The 17,906-nt window shown below is 39.7% G+C and carries 19 protein-coding genes; 6 read left to right on the forward strand and 13 right to left on the reverse strand.

Translation table 11 applies throughout. The annotated features are described in order from the left end of the window. Positions 1-51 precede the first annotated feature (51 nt). Both JEP71_RS11845 and JEP71_RS11850 read left to right on the forward strand, forming a co-directional pair. Complete coding sequence (locus JEP71_RS11845; RefSeq protein WP_160230792.1) at positions 52-1,149, forward strand: Fic family protein; 1,098 nt, start codon at positions 52-54, stop codon at positions 1,147-1,149. A gap of 196 nt (positions 1,150-1,345) precedes the next feature. Continuing rightward, positions 1,346-1,936, forward strand: a complete 591-nt coding sequence (locus JEP71_RS11850; protein ID WP_198626288.1) for a DUF4291 domain-containing protein — start codon at positions 1,346-1,348, stop codon at positions 1,934-1,936. A 50-nt stretch (positions 1,937-1,986) separates the two neighbouring features. Here JEP71_RS11850 and metF read toward each other — a convergent pair whose 3' ends face one another. Continuing rightward, entirely contained in the window at positions 1,987-2,886 is a 900-nt protein-coding gene (gene metF, locus JEP71_RS11855) for a methylenetetrahydrofolate reductase (RefSeq protein ID WP_198626289.1), read from the reverse strand. Between the two features lie 278 nt (positions 2,887-3,164). On the opposite strand from metF, the gene JEP71_RS11860 reads away from it, so the two are divergent. Next, positions 3,165-3,518 (forward strand): DUF488 domain-containing protein, encoded by a 354-nt coding sequence (locus JEP71_RS11860; RefSeq protein WP_109373708.1) that lies wholly within the window; start codon positions 3,165-3,167, stop codon positions 3,516-3,518. 124 nt (positions 3,519-3,642) lie between these two features. Here the strand turns inward: JEP71_RS11860 and glpD are convergent, their stop codons facing one another. From glpD to gntX, 6 genes are all read right to left on the reverse strand, one after another. Beyond that, positions 3,643-5,136, reverse strand: a complete 1,494-nt coding sequence (gene glpD / locus JEP71_RS11865; RefSeq protein WP_198620098.1) for a glycerol-3-phosphate dehydrogenase — start codon at positions 5,134-5,136, stop codon at positions 3,643-3,645. Between the two features lie 288 nt (positions 5,137-5,424). Next, positions 5,425-6,183, reverse strand: coding sequence for a DeoR/GlpR family transcriptional regulator (locus JEP71_RS11870; RefSeq protein ID WP_006534541.1), 759 nt, complete (start codon positions 6,181-6,183; stop codon positions 5,425-5,427). Between the two features lie 38 nt (positions 6,184-6,221). Then, positions 6,222-7,061 (reverse strand): rhomboid family intramembrane serine protease GlpG, encoded by an 840-nt coding sequence (gene glpG / locus JEP71_RS11875; RefSeq protein WP_196533936.1) that lies wholly within the window; start codon positions 7,059-7,061, stop codon positions 6,222-6,224. Between the two features lie 19 nt (positions 7,062-7,080). After that, entirely contained in the window at positions 7,081-7,407 is a 327-nt protein-coding gene (gene glpE / locus JEP71_RS11880) for a thiosulfate sulfurtransferase GlpE (RefSeq protein WP_069369522.1), read from the reverse strand. A 181-nt stretch (positions 7,408-7,588) separates the two neighbouring features. Next, positions 7,589-8,167: a Fe-S biogenesis protein NfuA gene (gene nfuA, locus JEP71_RS11885; RefSeq protein ID WP_109373704.1), complete on the reverse strand. Its 579-nt coding sequence runs from the start codon at positions 8,165-8,167 to the stop codon at positions 7,589-7,591. Positions 8,168-8,227: 60 nt separating this feature from the next. After that, the gene (gene gntX, locus JEP71_RS11890) at positions 8,228-8,920 is read right to left on the reverse strand and encodes a DNA utilization protein GntX (protein ID WP_198626290.1); all 693 of its coding nucleotides are present in this window, start codon (positions 8,918-8,920) and stop codon (positions 8,228-8,230) included. Between the two features lie 36 nt (positions 8,921-8,956). Here gntX and bioH point away from each other — a divergent pair, with 36 nt between their 5' ends. Further along, positions 8,957-9,724 (forward strand): pimeloyl-ACP methyl ester esterase BioH, encoded by a 768-nt coding sequence (gene bioH / locus JEP71_RS11895; RefSeq protein ID WP_198626291.1) that lies wholly within the window; start codon positions 8,957-8,959, stop codon positions 9,722-9,724. 94 nt (positions 9,725-9,818) lie between these two features. Here bioH and JEP71_RS11900 read toward each other — a convergent pair whose 3' ends face one another. The 5 genes from JEP71_RS11900 to yihI all read right to left on the reverse strand — a co-directional run bounded on the left by JEP71_RS11900 (position 9,819) and on the right by yihI (position 15,254). Beyond that, positions 9,819-10,049 (reverse strand): FeoC-like transcriptional regulator, encoded by a 231-nt coding sequence (locus tag JEP71_RS11900; protein ID WP_100159654.1) that lies wholly within the window; start codon positions 10,047-10,049, stop codon positions 9,819-9,821. 19 nt (positions 10,050-10,068) lie between these two features. Next, entirely contained in the window at positions 10,069-12,396 is a 2,328-nt protein-coding gene (feoB, locus tag JEP71_RS11905) for a Fe(2+) transporter permease subunit FeoB (RefSeq protein WP_198620095.1), read from the reverse strand. 48 nt (positions 12,397-12,444) lie between these two features. Further along, the gene (gene feoA, locus JEP71_RS11910) at positions 12,445-12,681 is read right to left on the reverse strand and encodes a ferrous iron transporter A (RefSeq protein ID WP_036914344.1); all 237 of its coding nucleotides are present in this window, start codon (positions 12,679-12,681) and stop codon (positions 12,445-12,447) included. A 410-nt stretch (positions 12,682-13,091) separates the two neighbouring features. Then, positions 13,092-14,531: a DUF4026 domain-containing protein gene (locus JEP71_RS11915; protein WP_198626292.1), complete on the reverse strand. Its 1,440-nt coding sequence runs from the start codon at positions 14,529-14,531 to the stop codon at positions 13,092-13,094. Positions 14,532-14,756: 225 nt separating this feature from the next. Beyond that, positions 14,757-15,254, reverse strand: a complete 498-nt coding sequence (gene yihI, locus JEP71_RS11920) for a Der GTPase-activating protein YihI (RefSeq protein WP_196534093.1) — start codon at positions 15,252-15,254, stop codon at positions 14,757-14,759. A gap of 188 nt (positions 15,255-15,442) precedes the next feature. Here yihI and JEP71_RS11925 point away from each other — a divergent pair, with 188 nt between their 5' ends. Both JEP71_RS11925 and JEP71_RS11930 read left to right on the forward strand, forming a co-directional pair. Beyond that, positions 15,443-16,915 (forward strand): glycosyltransferase family 39 protein, encoded by a 1,473-nt coding sequence (locus JEP71_RS11925; RefSeq protein WP_198620093.1) that lies wholly within the window; start codon positions 15,443-15,445, stop codon positions 16,913-16,915. 2 nt (positions 16,916-16,917) lie between these two features. Then, entirely contained in the window at positions 16,918-17,466 is a 549-nt protein-coding gene (locus JEP71_RS11930) for a GNAT family N-acetyltransferase (protein ID WP_198620092.1), read from the forward strand. A 49-nt stretch (positions 17,467-17,515) separates the two neighbouring features. Here the strand turns inward: JEP71_RS11930 and JEP71_RS11935 are convergent, their stop codons facing one another. Then, positions 17,516-17,827: a monooxygenase gene (locus tag JEP71_RS11935; protein ID WP_198620091.1), complete on the reverse strand. Its 312-nt coding sequence runs from the start codon at positions 17,825-17,827 to the stop codon at positions 17,516-17,518. Positions 17,828-17,906 lie beyond the last annotated feature (79 nt).

The following is a 17,906-nucleotide window of genomic DNA, read 5'->3' on the forward strand; positions in this document are numbered from 1 at the left end:
GCCTCACTTTGTGAGTAGAATAGAGTTTGTATTTGACTCATGGGGTGATTTATGTGGATTTGGCAACATTCAAACTGGACTCATTTCAGATTTAAAAGCAATACAATCATACCTTTGCTTATTGATACCCGTTTTATTCAAGGGATGCTTTATGGGCAAAGCCAAATGTTGCCTGAAAATAGCACTTCAGCATTAGATTCTATTTTGGCGAATATTATTTATTCGAGTGATATTGAAGGTGAAAAGTTAAATGCTTTTTCTGTTCGCTCTTCATTAGCAACTCGATTAGGCATTGTAGAGGAAAAAACATATCCTACTGATGAAAAATCAGAAGGTTTTGTTCAAGCGGCATTAGATGCGATTAATAATTTAGATGAGCCATTAACGCATGAGCGGTTATTTCAGTGGCATAACCTCTTATTTCCTCAGGGACACTCTATTTTAAATCCGATTACTTCAGGGCAATATCGAACAGGTATTGTGCAGGTTGTTTCGGGTAAAAGAATTGATAAGCCCATTGTTCATTTTGAAGCACCACCACCAAAATCAATAGAAACAGAAATGGCTTTATTTTTAGACTGGTTTAATGAAACGAGAACTCATTATGAACCTGATTTAATTATTCGAGCGGCTATTGCACATCTTTGGTTTTTAACTATTCATCCATTTGAAGATGGAAATGGTCGGATAGGCAGATTAATTATGGATTTAGCATTGGCTCAAGCTGAGAATAAAACAGTAAGGCTATATGCAATGTCAAAAACGATTAATGAGCATCGCCAAGAATATTATGACGTCATCGAAAATATGCAAAAAGGTGATGGCGATATTACATTATGGCTTCAATGGTTTTTACAAATGCTTCAATTATCGATTTTGGATGCGACCCATGAAATTGATAATACAGTAAGGGCAACAAAATATTGGCAAACTCACGATCAAGCGTTGTTATCATCAGAGCAATCAAAAGTGATTAATAGAATGCTTGGTGGGGATTTTGTTGATGGAATTAATAATAGCCAATATAAAAGTGTAGCAAAAGTCAGCCGAGCCAGTGCGACAAGGCATTTAGCATTTCTGGTTGAACACGGCTTTTTAGCGGATAGCGGTGCTGGTGGACGGAGTGTGAGATATATTTTGCAAGACTAGGTTTGTTATTATTAAACCACAATCGCGACATGAGTCTGTTTGTTTTACTGTTATTCTTTTTTTTATTTTTGTGAACGCGCGTTACTCTATTTATAGAGTCTTAACAAAAATAGGGGCTCTTGATTATCTGTGATCAGAGGCTCATAATTTAAGCGTATAGTTCCATTTTATTAATATAAAAGGATATTAAAGAAAGATGAACGATGATGTTGACCGATGTCCTGAGTGCGAAGTAAGGGCATATTATACGGATGATTTTGTTCGTGTTTACCAAGCCTATTCTAATACTATTGCTCAGAGCGCAGTCGCAAACGGAACTTTTGTTTCGCCCCCTTTTAGTATGACCCGCATGACGTGGGTAAAACCTTCCTTTCTTTGGATGATGTACCGTTCTGGCTGGGGACGCAAAGATGCTAATCAAGCGTCTATTCTTGCGGTTGATATTACACATGAAGGTTTTCAAGAGATGCTGACACAAGGTGTTGTGAGTCATTTTGATCCAGACCGTTACGCCAGTGCAGACGCGTGGAAAGAGGCATCAGAAACCAGTAATATCCGCATTCAGTGGGATCCTGAACGTGATATTTATCTTAATCGACTCAGCTATCGCACCATTCAAATTGGCTTGCGTAATCAAGCTGTTGAAAAATACTGCAAAGAGTGGATTGTGAATATTACAGATATTACCGATAAGGTACGTAAAATAGATACTTGTATTGCTAATGGTGATTTAGACACCGCATACAGCCTATTACCCTTAGAAAAACCTTATCACTTTGGTGAGTAATTCATCAAAATGTCACCCCGCTTAATTGGCGGGGTAATTGTGTTATAGGATCATGCTGTGATAAGTTCAGGGCGAACACCCAGCGTATGGCAAATAGCATACGTTAATTCTGAACGATTAAGTGTATAAAAGTGAAAATCTTTGACTCCTTCACGGCTTAAAATCTTCACCATATCAATGGCAATAGAAGCGCCTACTAGACTACGGGTTTCAGGATCGTTATCTAACCCATCAAACATTTTATGCATCCAACCCGGAATTTTCACATTGGTTAAACCCGCAAAGCGTTTTAGCTGTTTAAAATTAGTGACAGGTAAAATTCCTGGCACAATTTCAACATCAATACCTGTTGAAACGCAGCGGTCACGAAAACGTAAATAGCTTTCGACATCAAAGAAAAATTGGGTGATCGCACGGTTGGCTCCGGCATCGACTTTTCTTTTTAAATTGATTAAATCTGCTTGCGCACTTTTGGCTTCAGGGTGCACTTCAGGATAAGCCGCCACAGAAATATCAAAATCGCCCACCCCTTTAAGTAAATGCACTAAATCGGTGGCGTACATATCAGGTTTTTGAGTGTTATCAGGTAAATCGCCCCGTAATGCCACAATGTGGCGAATACCACTTTGCCAATAATCTTGTGCGATATGCTGTAACTCTTCACGGCTGGCATCAATACAGGTCAAATGAGGAGCCGCTTCTAGTCCTGTACGTTCTTTAATGCCTTTAATAATGGAGTGTGTTCTATCACGTTCACCTGAATTTGCGCCATAAGTGACAGAGACAAAGCTCGGTTTTAAGGTATTTAAGCGCGCAAGAGATTGCCAAAGGGTGTTTTCCATCTCCTCAGTTTGAGGTGGAAAAAATTCAAAGGAAACTTGGATCTGGCCATCAAGTTCAGCAAGATTTTGGTTTAGCGCTTCATGTTGGCTTGCGTGATAAAAGCTCATACCTGTACCTCATCAATCGTGTCACTGTGTTGTTATTTTTATTAAGTATCACTACTTATTTGCCCATCTAACCATTTAGACGTCTAGATGTAGATTCTCTTAATTAGGTTATTTAGTCAACAACTATTCACCCTATTTTTGATGAGGATAATTCAGTCACAATAAGAGAAAAATTCATGTTGTAAGACGTATTTGTGAGAAAAGTGAGTGTATCACCTGATAAGTTGGGTGATTTTTCTTCTACAATAAAACGAACTAACTGATTGATGGGAGGCGAAATGATCACTTGTAAACGTGTTTATGGTGATAAAGACGGAATGCATGAAGGTTATCGCGTATTAGTCGATAGGCTGTGGCCGAGAGGTGTGAAAAAGACCGATTTTCATTATGACGAGTGGAATAAAGGCGTTGCGCCTTCGACCGAATTACGAAAATGGTTTCATGGAGGCGGCGGTGATTTTGCTGAATTCACACAACGTTATCTCCAAGAATTAATGGCGGCACCAGAACATTGGCAATCGCTTGTTGCGATAGCAAAAGAGAAGCCTTTGGTATTACTTTATTCAGGAAAAGATGAGCAACAAAACAATGCTACTGTGTTAAAAGCCTTTCTAGAAAAACAGCTTAAATAGTGGTTAATTTAGGGTATTTCGATGATTTTGATATGAAAAAAGCAAAAAAAGTGGCGCGGTATTAGGCGCCACAAAAATTGCTAATAAAAACATCGAACAGAGTCAGAGAATAGTATGACTACTCTTATGAATTTTGAGTATTTGCTGCTAACCATTGGGTAATACGTTGTTTTTGTTCGTCATTTAGCCACATGCCGAGTTTAGTACGACGCCAAATTGCATCATCAACTTCGATAACCCACTCATGTTTCACTAAATAACGTAATTCTGCTTCATACAGGTTATGACCGAAGTTTTCGCCCATACCCGCTAAATCAGTAATGCCTTCGAGCAGTAATTCGGTATTGCTACCATAAGTACGTGCAAAACGCAGTGCCAGTGCTTCTGGTAACCAAGGGTGACGTTGGCGAATTAAACGTGAATAACCATCACGATCACAGCCTTCTAAATTACCGCCCGGTAATTGACCATTTTTAGTCCATGCTTTACCCATATTAGGGAAATAAGCAATGAGTTTATCAACGGCGTGTTCACCCAATTTACGATAAGTGGTTAATTTACCGCCAAATACCGATAGCAGAGGAGTTTGGCCATTATCATCGTGAACATCTAAGGTATAGTCACGCGTGATCGCTTGTGGTGAATCAGATTCATCATCACATAATGGACGCACACCAGAGTAATCCCAAACAACGTCTTCTTTGGTCAGTTGTTTCTTGAAGTGATCATTGTAGACTTTCAGTAAGTACTGAACTTCATTGTCATCAATCGCTACGTCTTTAGGATCGCCTTTATATTCAACATCCGTAGTACCGATGATGGAGAACTCATCCATCCAAGGAATAACGAAGACAATACGATTATCTTCATTTTGTAAGATGTACGCTTGTGGTTCGTTATGTGCACGAGGAATAACAATATGGCTACCTTTAATTAAACGGATACCATAAGGTGATTTCAGTTTTAAGCCTTCATCAAACAGTGTTTTAACCCAAGGGCCAGCTGCGTTGACAAGTGCTTTTGCTTGATAGAGCGAGGTTTCACCAGTGCGTAAATCCTGTGCTTCTACCATCCATAAATTATTTTCACGCCAAGCACGAGTGACTTTAGTTCGTGTGCGTACTTCACCGCCACGACGAACGATTTCTTGTGCGTTGAGTACCACTAAACGTGCATCATCAACCCAACAGTCTGAATATTCAAAACCGCGTGTTAATTCAGGTTTTAAAACAGAGTTTGCGCCGAATTTAATGCCTTTACTGCTTGGTAAGCTCACGCGTTTTCCTAAATGATCATAAAGGAATAAACCAATGCGGATCATCCAAGCTGGACGTAAATGGGGTTGGTGTGGCAGACGAAAGCGCATTGGAAATGCGATATGTGGCGCTAAGCGTAATAATACTTCACGCTCTGCCAGTGCTTCGCTCACTAAGCGAAACTCGTAGTGTTCGAGATAACGTAAACCACCATGAATAAGTTTAGAGCTTGCGGAAGATGTCGCACTTGCTAAGTCTTGAGCTTCCAGCATAAGTACTGAAAGGCCTCGGCCAGCTGCATCCGCCGCAATTCCAGCGCCGTTTATTCCGCCGCCGATGACAATCAAGTCTTGAGTTTTCATAACATCCTCCTACGAATGCGCGAAACAATTCTTTAATGTTCGTTTTCGCTCATAATTGTAATGAAGTTTGATGAAAATGCCAACTATATAACTGATAAAAAACATAACCGCGTGATATGGATAACAATTTATTATCATATCCACATAAACTGTGTGTTTATTAGAAATAAACAACATTGTTAATGTGTTAACAAAAAAGAGAGAAAATAGAATAAGTTAATCAGGTTTTTATTGAGAATAGACGAAAAAAAAGTACCTCGAGAGGTACTTTTTAGGAGAATTGCTAAATTAACATAATTCGAGTTGAACGTTGTGCTGCTCAACAATTTTTTGGATCCCCGCTGGTGGTTCTTGATCGGTAAATAAGTAATCGATCAGATTCATATTACCTAAATTAACCATTGCATTACGACCAAACTTAGAATGGTCAGTCACCAACATTACACAGCGTGAGTTTTCGATAATTGCGCGTTTAGTGCGAACTTCATGGTAATCAAACTCAAGTAGAGAACCATCCATATCAATACCGCTTATCCCCAAAATACCGTAATCAAGACGGAATTGAGAGATAAAATCAAGCGTAGCTTCACCGACAATACCACCATCTCGTGTACGCACTTCACCACCCGCAAGAATTAAGCGAAAGTCTTCTTTGCCCATCAGTAACGTTGCCACATTGAGGTTGTTGGTCACGATACGTAGGTTTTTGTGGTTAATTAATGCATGTGCGACAGCTTCAGGTGTTGTGCCGATATCAATAAACAGTGTTGCACCATCTGGAATTAAGCTTGCTACTCGTTGTGCGATACGTGATTTTTCATCAGACCACATAATTTTACGATCATGATAAGCCGTATTCACGGAGCTTGATGGTAATGCTGCACCACCGTGATGACGTTGGATTTTGTTCTTTTCCGCTAATTCATTTAAATCACGTCGGATTGTCTGTGGGCTGACTTCAAAATGCTCCACCAATTCTTCAGTGCTGACATAGCCCTGTAGGCGTACCAGTTCAATGATGGCATCATGTCGTTGCGTTTGCTTCACAGGTGTCCCCTAATGTTAAAAATATCATGTTAATTTTATTATGATCCACGAGATAATTGATGTCGATTATCCCACAAAGCCATCAATAAGCCGATAAGGAAGCCTGCAAAATGTGCGGCATTTCCGATAGAGTCACCTAAAACGCCCATATAACCCGCTACAATCCACAAAATCGAAAAGACGATTAAGCCTGTTGGCGCACCAATACCTTTTTCTGGATTACGTATGCCCGTTAAGCCTACATAGCCGATTAATGCGTACACAACACCAGAAAGTCCACCGAAGTTGGAGTCTGTAAACAGTGATTGTGCCCAATTACTAAATAGCGCAGAAACGAGCATAATCACAAATAATTTACTGGTGCCGAGTTGCTGTTCTGTTTGGCTGGCGAGATACCACCACATGGCGAGATTAAAGGCGATATGCATCAATGAAAAATGAACAAAAGCTGGCGTGATATAGCGCCAGACTTCAAAGTCTAGACTCTCTTCATAAGGCCATGCGAGGTGGAGCATAACATTATAGTCACCCACCACTTGTTGCCAGATAAAAACGAGGATACATAAAATAATCACCAGTACCGTTAAAGGGCCTGATCGTTGCACCATATTTTTTATCGAAAATGCAGGACGATATTTTATGCCTGTTTTTTGCGGATCACCAGTTTGCCAACTTGCAGCTTGATAGCGTGGGTGAAAAGGCTCACGTAGAAAAGTGTTTAGTTCTTTTTCAACCATATCCAACTGATGTTGGTCTTCTAACCAAAGTGAGATTTGCTGATTTTCATTTTTTGCGTGAATTCGCACACCTTTCGTTGCCATATAATTGACAAATAAATCAGCCGCTTGAGGGTTAGAAAGCGTAATAATGTGGATCATTAATAAAACTCATCTGTAGTTATTGCAGAGAAGTTATCGCTTGTGGAAACTCTCTTAGCCATGCTTCAAAACCACCATTAATACTATAAACGGTTTCAAAGCCCATATTGACCAGATATTGAGCTGCACCTTGGCTGCTATGACCGTGATAACACATCACCATAACAGGCACATCAAAATCAGCATCTTGTAAAAATTGGTTTAGCGTATCATTAGTGAGATGAAATGCGCCGGTAGCATGACCTATGCGATAACTCTGGGGATCTCTTACATCAACTAATATCGCCGATTGAGATGTCCAGAATTGATAGGCTTGTTCAATGCTGAGAAATTGAAACTTATCCATAATTGTCTTATTTATTATATTGTTAATTGATTTATTTGTTCTGAGCGAGAGAACGATACATTTATCATAACGTCAAATCGGTAAAGATGACGTTACACTTTGTAAATGATTATTTTAATAAACAAATCCCCCATGATATCAGTGCAGGTGAGTACCATAGGGGATGTGATACTGAGGGATATCAGTAGTAGGAGTGTTCACCGCGTTGGTGTTCAGTTAAATCTTTCACACCTTTTAACTCTTCTGGGAACAGGTTTAACAGTTCTTTTTCGATACCATCTTTTAAGGTGACATCAATCATGGAACAACCGTTACAACCACCACCGAATTGTAAGATAGCATAACCGTCTTCAGTGATTTCCATCAGACTAACACGACCACCATGACCCGCTAATTGCGGGTTAATTTGTGATTGTAGTACGTATTCTACGCGTTCAATTAACGGTGCATCAGCATCGACTTTACGCATTTTTGCGTTAGGTGCTTTTAGGGTTAATTGTGAGCCCAGTTGGTCAGTGACAAAGTCAATTTCCGCATCTTCTAAGAAAGGTGCGCTGATGTTATCAACATACGCAGAAAGTTTTTCGAATTTAATTTCAGTGTCGTTTGGCTCTACGGCATCAGGTGGGCAATATGAAACGCCACATTCAGCATTAGGTGTGCCTGGATTGATAACGAATACACGAATTTGGGTGTTGGGTTCTTGGTTAGCCAGTAGTTTGGCAAAATGCGCCTGTGCGGCATCAGTAATAATAATCATATCGTCTTGCTCAATAGTTGACTGTTCTGGTTGGTTATCATACGCCCAATTGGCGGTTAACTACAAGGTTCGACAAATCGCCCATACCTCAACAGAGCGTGCTCCCGCACGAAATAACAAAGGTATAATGCTCTTTAATGTCGCACCTGTAGTGATAACATCATCAATTAGTGCCAGATTTTTCCCTGATACCGACACTGTGTTATTTAATACAAATGCATTCTTTAAATTTTGTTGCCTTTGCTTGGCATTAAGATGCGTTTGCACCAGTGTAGCACGAGTTCTTATCAGGGTATCCGGTTGATAAGCACAATTTAGCCACCTTGCCAAAGGCTTAGCGATAGCTTCTACTTGCTCAAAGCCCCTAGACCAACGGCGATGACGATGTGAAGGAACGCTAATAATTCTATCGGGTTTCTGCACCAAATTTTCTCGCCGATGTGAAAGCCATCGCAATAGAAAAAGTCGTGCAAGACATAACGCTATTTGAGGGCGAGGTTGGTATTTATAAAGGTGTAATAATTTATTTAATGGCGGTTGATAGTCAGTGACTGTCAACATCTGTTTCCATGGTGGAGGCGATTGTAAGCAGCGTCCACATAGCATCATAGAGTGGGATGAGGGATATAAACAGCATGGGCAACGATTATGCTGTTTAGGTAAATAACGAATACAACTCGAGCAAATACCTTTAGTATCATAATGTAAGGGTTGACGACATAACCAACAATATCCTGCTATTGTTATCCACATAATGAACATCCTTGTAAAAGAAAAGAGAGCATAACAATGAATAAATTGTATTGGCAGACAATAGGTGAAGGAAAAACGCATCTTGTGCTATTACACGGATGGGGATTGAATGCACAGGTTTGGCAATCATTAATACCGCGATTAAGCTCGCATTTTACACTGCATCTCGTTGATCTCCCTGGATATGGTCGTAGCCAAGGTTTTCCTGCTCTTACATTAAAAGAGATGGCAGAGATTGTTTTTGCCAACGCCCCTGAAAATGCAATTTGGTTAGGTTGGTCTTTAGGTGGATTAGTGGCGAGCCGTGTGGTTTTAGATAATCCCAATCATGTACAAGCCTTGGTTACGGTGGCATCTTCGCCTTGCTTTGGCGCCCATGATGATTGGCCAGGTATCAAACCTGAGGTTTTAAAAGGCTTTGAGCAGCAATTAAATGAGAATTTTCATCGCATTGTTGAGCGCTTTTTAGCGCTACAAACGTTAGGCACCCAGAGTGCGCGTGAGGATATGAAAGCGTTAAAATCCGTGGTATTAGATCAACCACTGCCTTCTGTTGAGGTTCTTAATGGGGGGCTAGAAATTTTGCGTACTGAAGATTTACGAGAAGAGTTGAAAGCTTTGCGTTGCCCTTTTATTCGTTTCTATGGTTATTTAGATGGGTTAGTGCCTCGAAAAGTGGCTGGATTATTAGATGCTATTTATCCTCAATCGTCTTCTGTTATTTTCCGTAATGCTGCACATGCTCCGTTTATTTCGCACCCTGATGAATTTAGTGATGTACTTATTAACGCATGTAAAAAATGATTTCAGATCCGTCAAGATAGAACCCGAATATTGTTTTTCTTGGAGAAAAACTAAACCCCTACAATAAATAGGGGTTTAGTTTTTTTATAACGTATCAGCGTAATTGATAAAGCTTTGTTTGGCATGCGGTGGCTTCAGGGCAACTTTTACAACTGCCTGTGAGACAATCTTCTACATCCACCTCTTCAAGCTTACCCATCAATGTGAGCCGCTCTAACATTGCTTGCACCAAAGGTTCAGGCATATTGAGTTGATGGCTGATAAGACGGGCATCGGCTCGACCATTAAGGGCGATACAATCACGTACTTCTATCAGACTTGCCATCTTACTTTTCCTTTGTCACTTAGTGACAACTACCTTTTGAACAACATTGTTTAGACAATGAAGGCTTATTGCTTAAGTTAATTGTTAGGCGACTACGCGCATTACGCAACAAGATAAATAAAATTAAGTTGAAGATAACCACAGCAGCAATCGTTATGCCACTGCTTTGTGGATGTTCACTGAAGGTTGCCACTTGATAGAACAGGGCTGCCAATGAGTAAGCAATATTTAATCCCCAAAGAATAGAGAAAGTCATCCATCCACGGCTTGTTTCACGGGCAATAGCACCCATGACTGAAACGCAAGGTACATACAGTAAAACAAAGATTAAGTAGCTGTATGCCGCAATGCCTGAACCAAATTTAGCGCCCATGGTGCCCATTGTACCGGTATCCATTTCGCCATCACCTTTACTGGCTTCAATTGGGTTAGAAAGCGCAGCTAGCGTGAAGGTTTCTTTTAAGCTATCCCATGTTTCACCAAAGGCGTCACCAATTTCGCCCCACAGGTCGAATTCTTCAGGATCAAAAGGCTCATTAACAATACTTTCTGCGGTATAGAGGGTATTTAATGTTCCTACTACCACTTCTTTCGCCATTGCACCAGTGACTAAACCAACCGTTGCTTGCCAGTTATCACTGTGAACACCAATAGGTTGAAGTAATGGTGTGATCACTTTACTGACAGACGCTAATGCAGAATCATTGATGTTATCCGCAGGTTTACCTGAGAAGGTAAAGCTGTTTAACGCACCAATAAACATACTGGCGATAATAATGACTTTACCTGCACGTACCACGAAGCCTTTTAGACGTTGCCATGTTTGCATCAGTAACGTTTTTAGGTGAGGAACGTGATAAACCGGCAGTTCCATTACGAAAGGTGAGGCTTCACCACGCATAATGGTGTGTTTTAACAGTAAACCAGTGAGAATGGCGACGACAATACCGAGAAGGTAGAGCGAGAAAACAACACTCGCGCCATTTTTGCCAAAGAATGCAGCGGCAAAAACCGCAAAGATTGCTAAGCGAGCACCACAGGACATAAACGGTGCCATTAATACAGTGATCAGACGTTCTCTTGGTGCATCCAGTGTACGCGCACCCATAATGGAAGGTACGTTACAGCCAAAACCGACAATAAGTGGTACAAATGATTTACCTGGTAAACCCAGAGCCTGCATCAATCTATCCATCACAAAGGCAGCTCGCGCCATATAACCTGAATCTTCAAGAATAGATAAGAACAGGTACATCATCCCGATTTGTGGCACTAATGGCAGAACGGTATTGATACCACCACCGACACCTTGAGCAAGGAAAATCGTTAGCCATTCAGGGAAGTTAAAGGTTGCACCAATCCATTGAATACCATGGATAAAGATAGCTTCAGAGCCACCTTCAAAAGCAGGCTGTAAAGCACCACCAATGTTAATTGCGAGCACAAACATTAAGTACATAACAAACAGGAAGATAGGAACACCTAACCAACGGTTTAATATCACTTTATCGATATTTTGCGTCAGAATATTCGGCTTAATGGCTTCCATATTAATCACGGTATGGCAGATACGCTCAATATTTTGATAACGGGCATCTGCAATGACTAATTCGGGTTCATTGTTATGTTCGTCTTGAATTCGTTGGCGAATGGTTTTGATATCTTCACTAGTGACTTGAGCACGTTGGTGAGTATAGATATCACCCTCTAAACACTGTAATGCCATCCAACGACGTTGCTGTAAATTAAACTCATCGTGATTAATTTTTTCAGCAAGTGCCTCGACTTCATTAAGTAACCATATCGGATAAGACGTCAGTAATTCTTGTGGTTTTTTCTTTTCAGCAGGGAAGGTATCAATGGCTTCTTTGAGTTTATCAATACCTGATGCTTTGGTTGAAACCATTGGAATAACAGGGCAACCCAGTTGCTCTGAAAGTGCCTTGATATCAATTTGCATATCTTGGTGTTCTGCAATGTCGAGCATATTTAATGCCACGATACACGGAATACCAAGCTCAAGTAGTTGCAATGTCAAATAGAGGTTACGCTCAAGATTTGATGCATCAACCACGTTAATCAGCATATCTGCTTCATTACTTAAAATGAAATGGCAGGCAATTTGCTCATCAAGCGATGTCTGTTCTGAGATTGTCGTTAAAGAGTAAGTTCCGGGTAAATCGACGAGCTCAATTTTATGATTTGCAGTTGTGAAACGACCAACTTTGCGTTCGACCGTTACACCCGCCCAGTTACCTACACGCTGGCGAGAGCCTGTTAACTGATTAAAGAGTGTTGTTTTACCAGCATTGGGATTACCGATAAGGCCTATAGTGAGAGGAGTCATAATAGTGATGCCAATAGTTGTCTTGCCTGGTTGAATGAGAAATAACGATTATTTTTCGTTATGAACCACTTCGCTAAGATTAATGAGTGCGAGATCTTTTTTTCTCAAAATTAGGGATACTCGGTGCGTTTCTATTTGAATAGGATCACCCAGTGGTGCGATACGAATAACGTTAAACACAGCGCCAGGTAACATACCTAAAGATAATAATTTCTGTCTGTATGCTGGGCTAATCTGAGGTGAGTAGCTCAAGATTTTATAACTGTGATTTGGGATCAGAGACATGATTGTCCTTCCACGAATATTGATACAAAGAATAATGATACTGATAATTATTAACGTGTATGAGAATTCACATAATAATATTAAGGTTAATTATAATAAATATTTTTAATGCTAATGAGAATTATAATTATCCTTATTGGGTATAATTTAGCCTAGTCTATGCATATCTGCACTTGATTTAAATCAACCAGAGAAAAGATATTGAGATGAAAATAGACTGTTTACCTTATCTGTTACTAGACAAAAACAGAATGTGAAGATTTGAAATGTCAATGTAGCAACAATATAACAATCAATTGATAATATTAACGGGTCACAATATGACAGCAGATTTTAAGGCGATTAGCATGGCGAGCTCTTCATCGTTTTTTAAATGAAAAGCTCGCGTTGTTATTGTGAATACCCGCTAATTAGTGAGTTTGCTGGTGGCTAAAAAGTTGGTAAATATTGTTCGGGGTATAACTATTGTCTTCGTATGAAACGACCCAATCAGTTATTAATGCGGTGTTGATAGGATAGATTTCACCTTCTTGCATATCCTCAACATAAAATGGCACGTTGAGTAATTTTGCATAAACGGTGTCTCCATCACGAGACTGTGGCACAAACCACATATGCTCTAGCTCTTCCTCTTCACCATAAGGAATACCGAATTTGATCATAAACTGCCACGGGTTTTCAGTCTCTTCGGGTTTGTCTTTTCCTAATAATTTGGAGAGAAAACCACTTTTTTTCTCAACAGGTGGTTGATTGTAGTTATCAAACATAGAAACGAAGTATTCCCAGCGTCGCTTGGCTTTTTCAGACATCTCATAGGTTTCTTCATTGCTACGCAGTAGCATCATCGCTTGCTGCTCTTCATAACCTTTAAAGAAGGTTTCTAAAACCGGATTTTCTTCATTGGTTCTAAATAGCATAGAGGAAGGATGTTGATGATATTCATCACGATCGGCTAAATCACCCAAGAAAACACCATTTGGTGCGCCTTCTGTGTCATAACGCATCTCTTCTAAAGGTCTAAGATTTTCGAGAGGTGTTGATTGATTAATATGGCGAATACCTTCTTCAAAAGGTAATGCAACAAGATACTCCAAACCTGATGATGTTTGACCACAAAGCATTGGTTCACCAAATTCAATTTGACGATGATTAATACTGTTGTTAACAAAGCAGCGGAAGAGCTCAGGAATACCATAGTAAGATTCAAGCATACTTGGAATAACTAAATCGACTTCGGTTAAACCGCAGCGCGCTAATCCATGCGTATGAAACCAGAACATCGTTGGTGGATCATTTTCTGTGTCATAGACAGCATGAATAACATATAAGCTTTCTACTTCAGGATAGAGATCGGGCGTTTCTAATTGGAAGCGTATCCACTCAGGTGTTAATGCCTTACCTGCCGCTGATTCATCTAATGCTAAGACCATTTCAGGTGCGATGATATTAAGAAAATTCAGTTGATGGCGATAGCTTGCTAAAGGATGCAAAGTTTCAGTAAAAAGTGTTTCTAATAATAAATCTTGAGTTGTTGAATTCGCATGCGCGAGTAGTTGTGGTGTAAGTTCATCAGTCGAATACATTGGACGTATTTCGTAATCTTTATCACGAGGGTAAAGACAGACAAAAAAATGTAACTCGTCATCACCATGTTGGCAGCGATAGAAAAAACCATCGTCAATATTTTCACTTAGATAATTTATCTCACCATCAGTGTAATCGGTCTGTTCTTCTAAGCGTTGTTCAATAAGCGCATAGTTTAGTGGCTGTGCAGGGAAGGCCACTATACGAGAGGGCACTTTTTCTCCTTGCCCAGCTGCGATATCTAAGTACTGCTGTCTGTTATCCATATTTTTTATCACTCGTATATTAAAGATAGAAAAATAGGATATCAGGGATAACAAGAGAGGAATAGATGGAGTTATCTGAGCTTGAGAGGGTTATTTAATCTATTGTTAATAATGAGTATTAATGAAAAGTAAAAGAGAGAGCTAGCTATAAAAAATAACGGATATCAATAAGTTATTGATATCCGTTAGATGTAAGCTAATCAAGGCAAATGATTAGCCTTTTGATTATTTACCTTTCAATAATTGCATGATGTCTTCAGTTTTTTCTTCATCGTCATCATCTTCAAACTCAATACCTAGCTCAACCATTAATTCATCAATGCGATCAAGGGTTTTCTCAGTATAAGCCTGCTCTTCTGCGTTGAGTTTTTCACCGTTTTCAAGACGAGACAGTAATTCATCTAAGCGTGCATCGTTTTCTAATAGGTCTAACTCTTGCTCAGGCGTTAAACGAACGGGCTCTGCTTTAACTGGCGCAGGTTTTTTCTTCGCAACTTTTGGTGCATCGCCCACAATCAGAGGGATCGGTTTTTTGCTACCAATACGTGGATCTTTCGGCGCTGTATTGTTCGCTTGCTGTTTATTTTCCGCTTCCTGCTGACGGTTACCGGCAGGATTGCCACGGTGTTTCTTTTGACGTTTACGTTCACGTCCTTCCGCGTTCAGCTCTTCACGCGATTTCTTACGTGCTTTAGCTGCGGGCTTTCTTTTAATCATATTCATAATGGTAACTCGATAGTGATCTTCTTGGTTGCGCAATCTATCAGAAACAAAATTTCAATAAAAGCGCAAATTTAAGACAATTTAATTTTTGCTCACGTACAATGTGCGGTTCATTTCACTATACTTTACTGTGTTGTGACGTCAATTAACGACTAAATTAAATTAATTAACTTAAATTTCTATTTATTATGACATTATCATCTGCACAATTACGTAAACCAGTATATTGGTGGGTTATTGGTTATGCGACTCTTTGGATCTTAGTGAGTTATCTCTTTGACCCTACCGTGCCTTATGATGCCGTTGAGGCTGTCAATTGGGGCACTAACGGAGGGTGGGGCTCCCCCAAAAATCCTTGGTTTGTGGGTTTTATAATGACACCCGCTATTTACGGCGGTATCGATTTTAGCTTTTATTGGTATTTTATCCACTTTATTGTCATTGCTGTTGGGCTACTAGGCGTTTGGAACTTAGCCTACAAGTTGACACAAAATACGAACTTAGCTTGGTTTGCTATGTTGGCGCTTAATTTATCTGGTGTTATCAACTTTGATATTATCCCTTATAACGATAACTATATTCTAGTTGGTTGTTGGGCATGGGCGTTCTATTTTTTCCTTTGTGCGATTAATGATAATCAAAAGTATTGGATTGGCTTCGCTATCGCTATGGGCATTGCCACAATGGGGAAGTATTCATCATTAGCTTTTATCGGTTCTGTGTTTTTATCAAGCCTTTTTGTGCCTAAAGTTCGAGCAAGCTATTGTTCTCCTTATTTCTATTTAGCATTAGCTATTTGGTTTGCTTTTGTTATTCCCAATTTTATTTGGTTATGGCAAACCGACTTTGCAGCGTTTAAGTGGGTCGACTCACAAATTGAAAATCGTTTTAATTTACGTACAACGCGTGCTGCGCTGACCGTTTTTTACCCTGTGGTTTTAATGTGGGGAATTTTACGTTTTTATGGTGGACGTGTAAGTTGGTCTGCTTCTAAAGATAGCCAATTACTCAATTTTATTTTTCTGTTTCCATTAACGATTATTTTTATCTGGTTTAGTTTTCATGAAGGGGGGCGTATCAGCGAGTGGTTACAACCCTTTATGTCGATTGCGACTGCACTTTTTGTGGGCTCAATTAGTGTAATGCCTAAACGTTCATTACGTGGCGCACTGTATGGTTTAGGTGTTTTTGGTATGTTGGTTGTTTCTGGTTATACAGTCGTTCAAGCCGCTAATGTGCGTAATGCAGGACAAAAATTTATTGGCGTAAAAAACTTTGTGCAAGATGTTGAACAAGCTTGGCATCAACATTATCACACGCCACTTGCGTATGTGGGCGGTGAGTATATGCATGAATGGGTGACTTTTTATGGTAAAGATAGACCATTATCTTCACAGCCTTGGGTGTTAGAAGAGAATGTGCAACCTCCTAATATTTATAATCGACATATTACACTTCAACAATTAGAAGAAAAAGGTGTCGTATTGGTGAGTGAAGTTGGTTATTACTGTGAAAAAGCACATTTTGATGAAGGATTAAAGCACTGGCCGAGTTTAAAAATAGCCGATACTCAAGAGATAATGTTCCGTGCTGAACCAGATGCCATTACTGAGCCAGTTTGTATTGCTTTTGTGGCTCCAAAAACACATAAGGAAAAGTAGAGATGCGTTATGCTGATATTCGGGTCGAAACAGAAAGATTGATATTGCGTCCCTTTGAAATGGGGGATGCTGAAGATTGGTTTAAGATCATGAGTTCACCTGAAGTGACGCGCTACTGGAGCCATCTCCCTTGGCAATCACTGCAAGAAGCGCAGGAAGATATTATTCAAGATATCACTCATATGGAAAGAAAAGAGTATCTGCGCTTAGCGGTAATTGATAAGGCAACACATACATTAATGGGAATGTGTGTTTTCTTTAACCATTATCCTAATTCACGACGTGGCGAAATAGGGTATTGCCTTGATACAATTTATCAAGGAAAAGGCATGATGAAAGAAGCTATGGTGGCGTTTATTGAGTATCTCCATACACATCTATCTGTTCGCCGTTTAGAAGCGGATATCCACCCAGATAATAAAGCATCAGCTGCGTTGTTAGCGAAATTAGGTTTTGAACAAGAAGGGTATCTTAAACAGCGTTGGATTGTGGGTGATGAAGTGTCTGATTCTGCTATTTTTGGGTTGTTATTGCCCACCAAAGTAGAGTAATTGCAGAAAATAGAAAGGCACAAGTGAGATATAACACTTGTGCTTGTCGCTACTTAGCCAAAAAAGAGGCTTGATTTTTTAAGCTTAACGCCTGATTTACTGAAAAAATATCACCACGTACTTCTGGAATACCAAAAGATTTTAATCGAGCACTGTGTTTATCTAAATAAGCTTGAGCGTTTTCTTTTGAATCAAAAAGATAAATACCTCCCGCTTTTTGTGTTTCTTTATTTTCAGTCCAAATTTTCCAAATAAAGCCAGGCTCTTGGTTGATTGATGCAGATAATGTATCCATGGCTTGTGTCATTTCATCACCGAAAGGGCCATGATACGGGAAATCTACTTGTAGAAGCACGTGCATAATCACCTCTTTTCTTATAAAAAACGGCACGTTATTGGTGCCGTTTTGTCTGTATCATAATGATCTTAATTTATTGAGT

The sequence above is a fragment of the Proteus sp. PR00224 genome (genome assembly GCF_016238105.1).
Lineage (GTDB): Bacteria > Pseudomonadota > Gammaproteobacteria > Enterobacterales > Enterobacteriaceae > Proteus.

Bases quoted from the DNA above. Each gene is read 5' to 3' on its own strand.
- metF (WP_198626289.1), bottom strand. From the start codon at position 2,886: ATGAGCTTTTATCACGCAAGCCAACATGAAGCGCTAAACCAAAATCTT.
- JEP71_RS11900 (WP_100159654.1), bottom strand. From the start codon at position 10,049: ATGGCAAGTCTGATAGAAGTACGTGATTGTATCGCCCTTAATGGTCGA.
- glpD (WP_198620098.1), bottom strand. From the start codon at position 5,136: ATGAAAACTCAAGACTTGATTGTCATCGGCGGCGGAATAAACGGCGCT.
- JEP71_RS11915 (WP_198626292.1), bottom strand. From the start codon at position 14,531: ATGGATAACAGACAGCAGTACTTAGATATCGCAGCTGGGCAAGGAGAA.
- JEP71_RS11850 (WP_198626288.1), top strand. From the start codon at position 1,346: ATGAACGATGATGTTGACCGATGTCCTGAGTGCGAAGTAAGGGCATAT.
- JEP71_RS11930 (WP_198620092.1), top strand. From the start codon at position 16,918: ATGCGTTATGCTGATATTCGGGTCGAAACAGAAAGATTGATATTGCGT.
- JEP71_RS11925 (WP_198620093.1), top strand. From the start codon at position 15,443: ATGACATTATCATCTGCACAATTACGTAAACCAGTATATTGGTGGGTT.
- feoB (WP_198620095.1), bottom strand. From the start codon at position 12,396: ATGACTCCTCTCACTATAGGCCTTATCGGTAATCCCAATGCTGGTAAA.
- gntX (WP_198626290.1), bottom strand. From the start codon at position 8,920: ATGTGGATAACAATAGCAGGATATTGTTGGTTATGTCGTCAACCCTTA.
- JEP71_RS11860 (WP_109373708.1), top strand. From the start codon at position 3,165: ATGATCACTTGTAAACGTGTTTATGGTGATAAAGACGGAATGCATGAA.
- yihI (WP_196534093.1), bottom strand. From the start codon at position 15,254: ATGAATATGATTAAAAGAAAGCCCGCAGCTAAAGCACGTAAGAAATCG.
- nfuA (WP_109373704.1), bottom strand. From the start codon at position 8,167: ATGATTATTATTACTGATGCCGCACAGGCGCATTTTGCCAAACTACTG.
- bioH (WP_198626291.1), top strand. From the start codon at position 8,957: ATGAATAAATTGTATTGGCAGACAATAGGTGAAGGAAAAACGCATCTT.
- JEP71_RS11845 (WP_160230792.1), top strand. From the start codon at position 52: ATGTGGATTTGGCAACATTCAAACTGGACTCATTTCAGATTTAAAAGC.
- glpG (WP_196533936.1), bottom strand. From the start codon at position 7,061: ATGATCCACATTATTACGCTTTCTAACCCTCAAGCGGCTGATTTATTT.
- feoA (WP_036914344.1), bottom strand. From the start codon at position 12,681: ATGTCTCTGATCCCAAATCACAGTTATAAAATCTTGAGCTACTCACCT.
- glpE (WP_069369522.1), bottom strand. From the start codon at position 7,407: ATGGATAAGTTTCAATTTCTCAGCATTGAACAAGCCTATCAATTCTGG.
- JEP71_RS11935 (WP_198620091.1), bottom strand. From the start codon at position 17,827: ATGCACGTGCTTCTACAAGTAGATTTCCCGTATCATGGCCCTTTCGGT.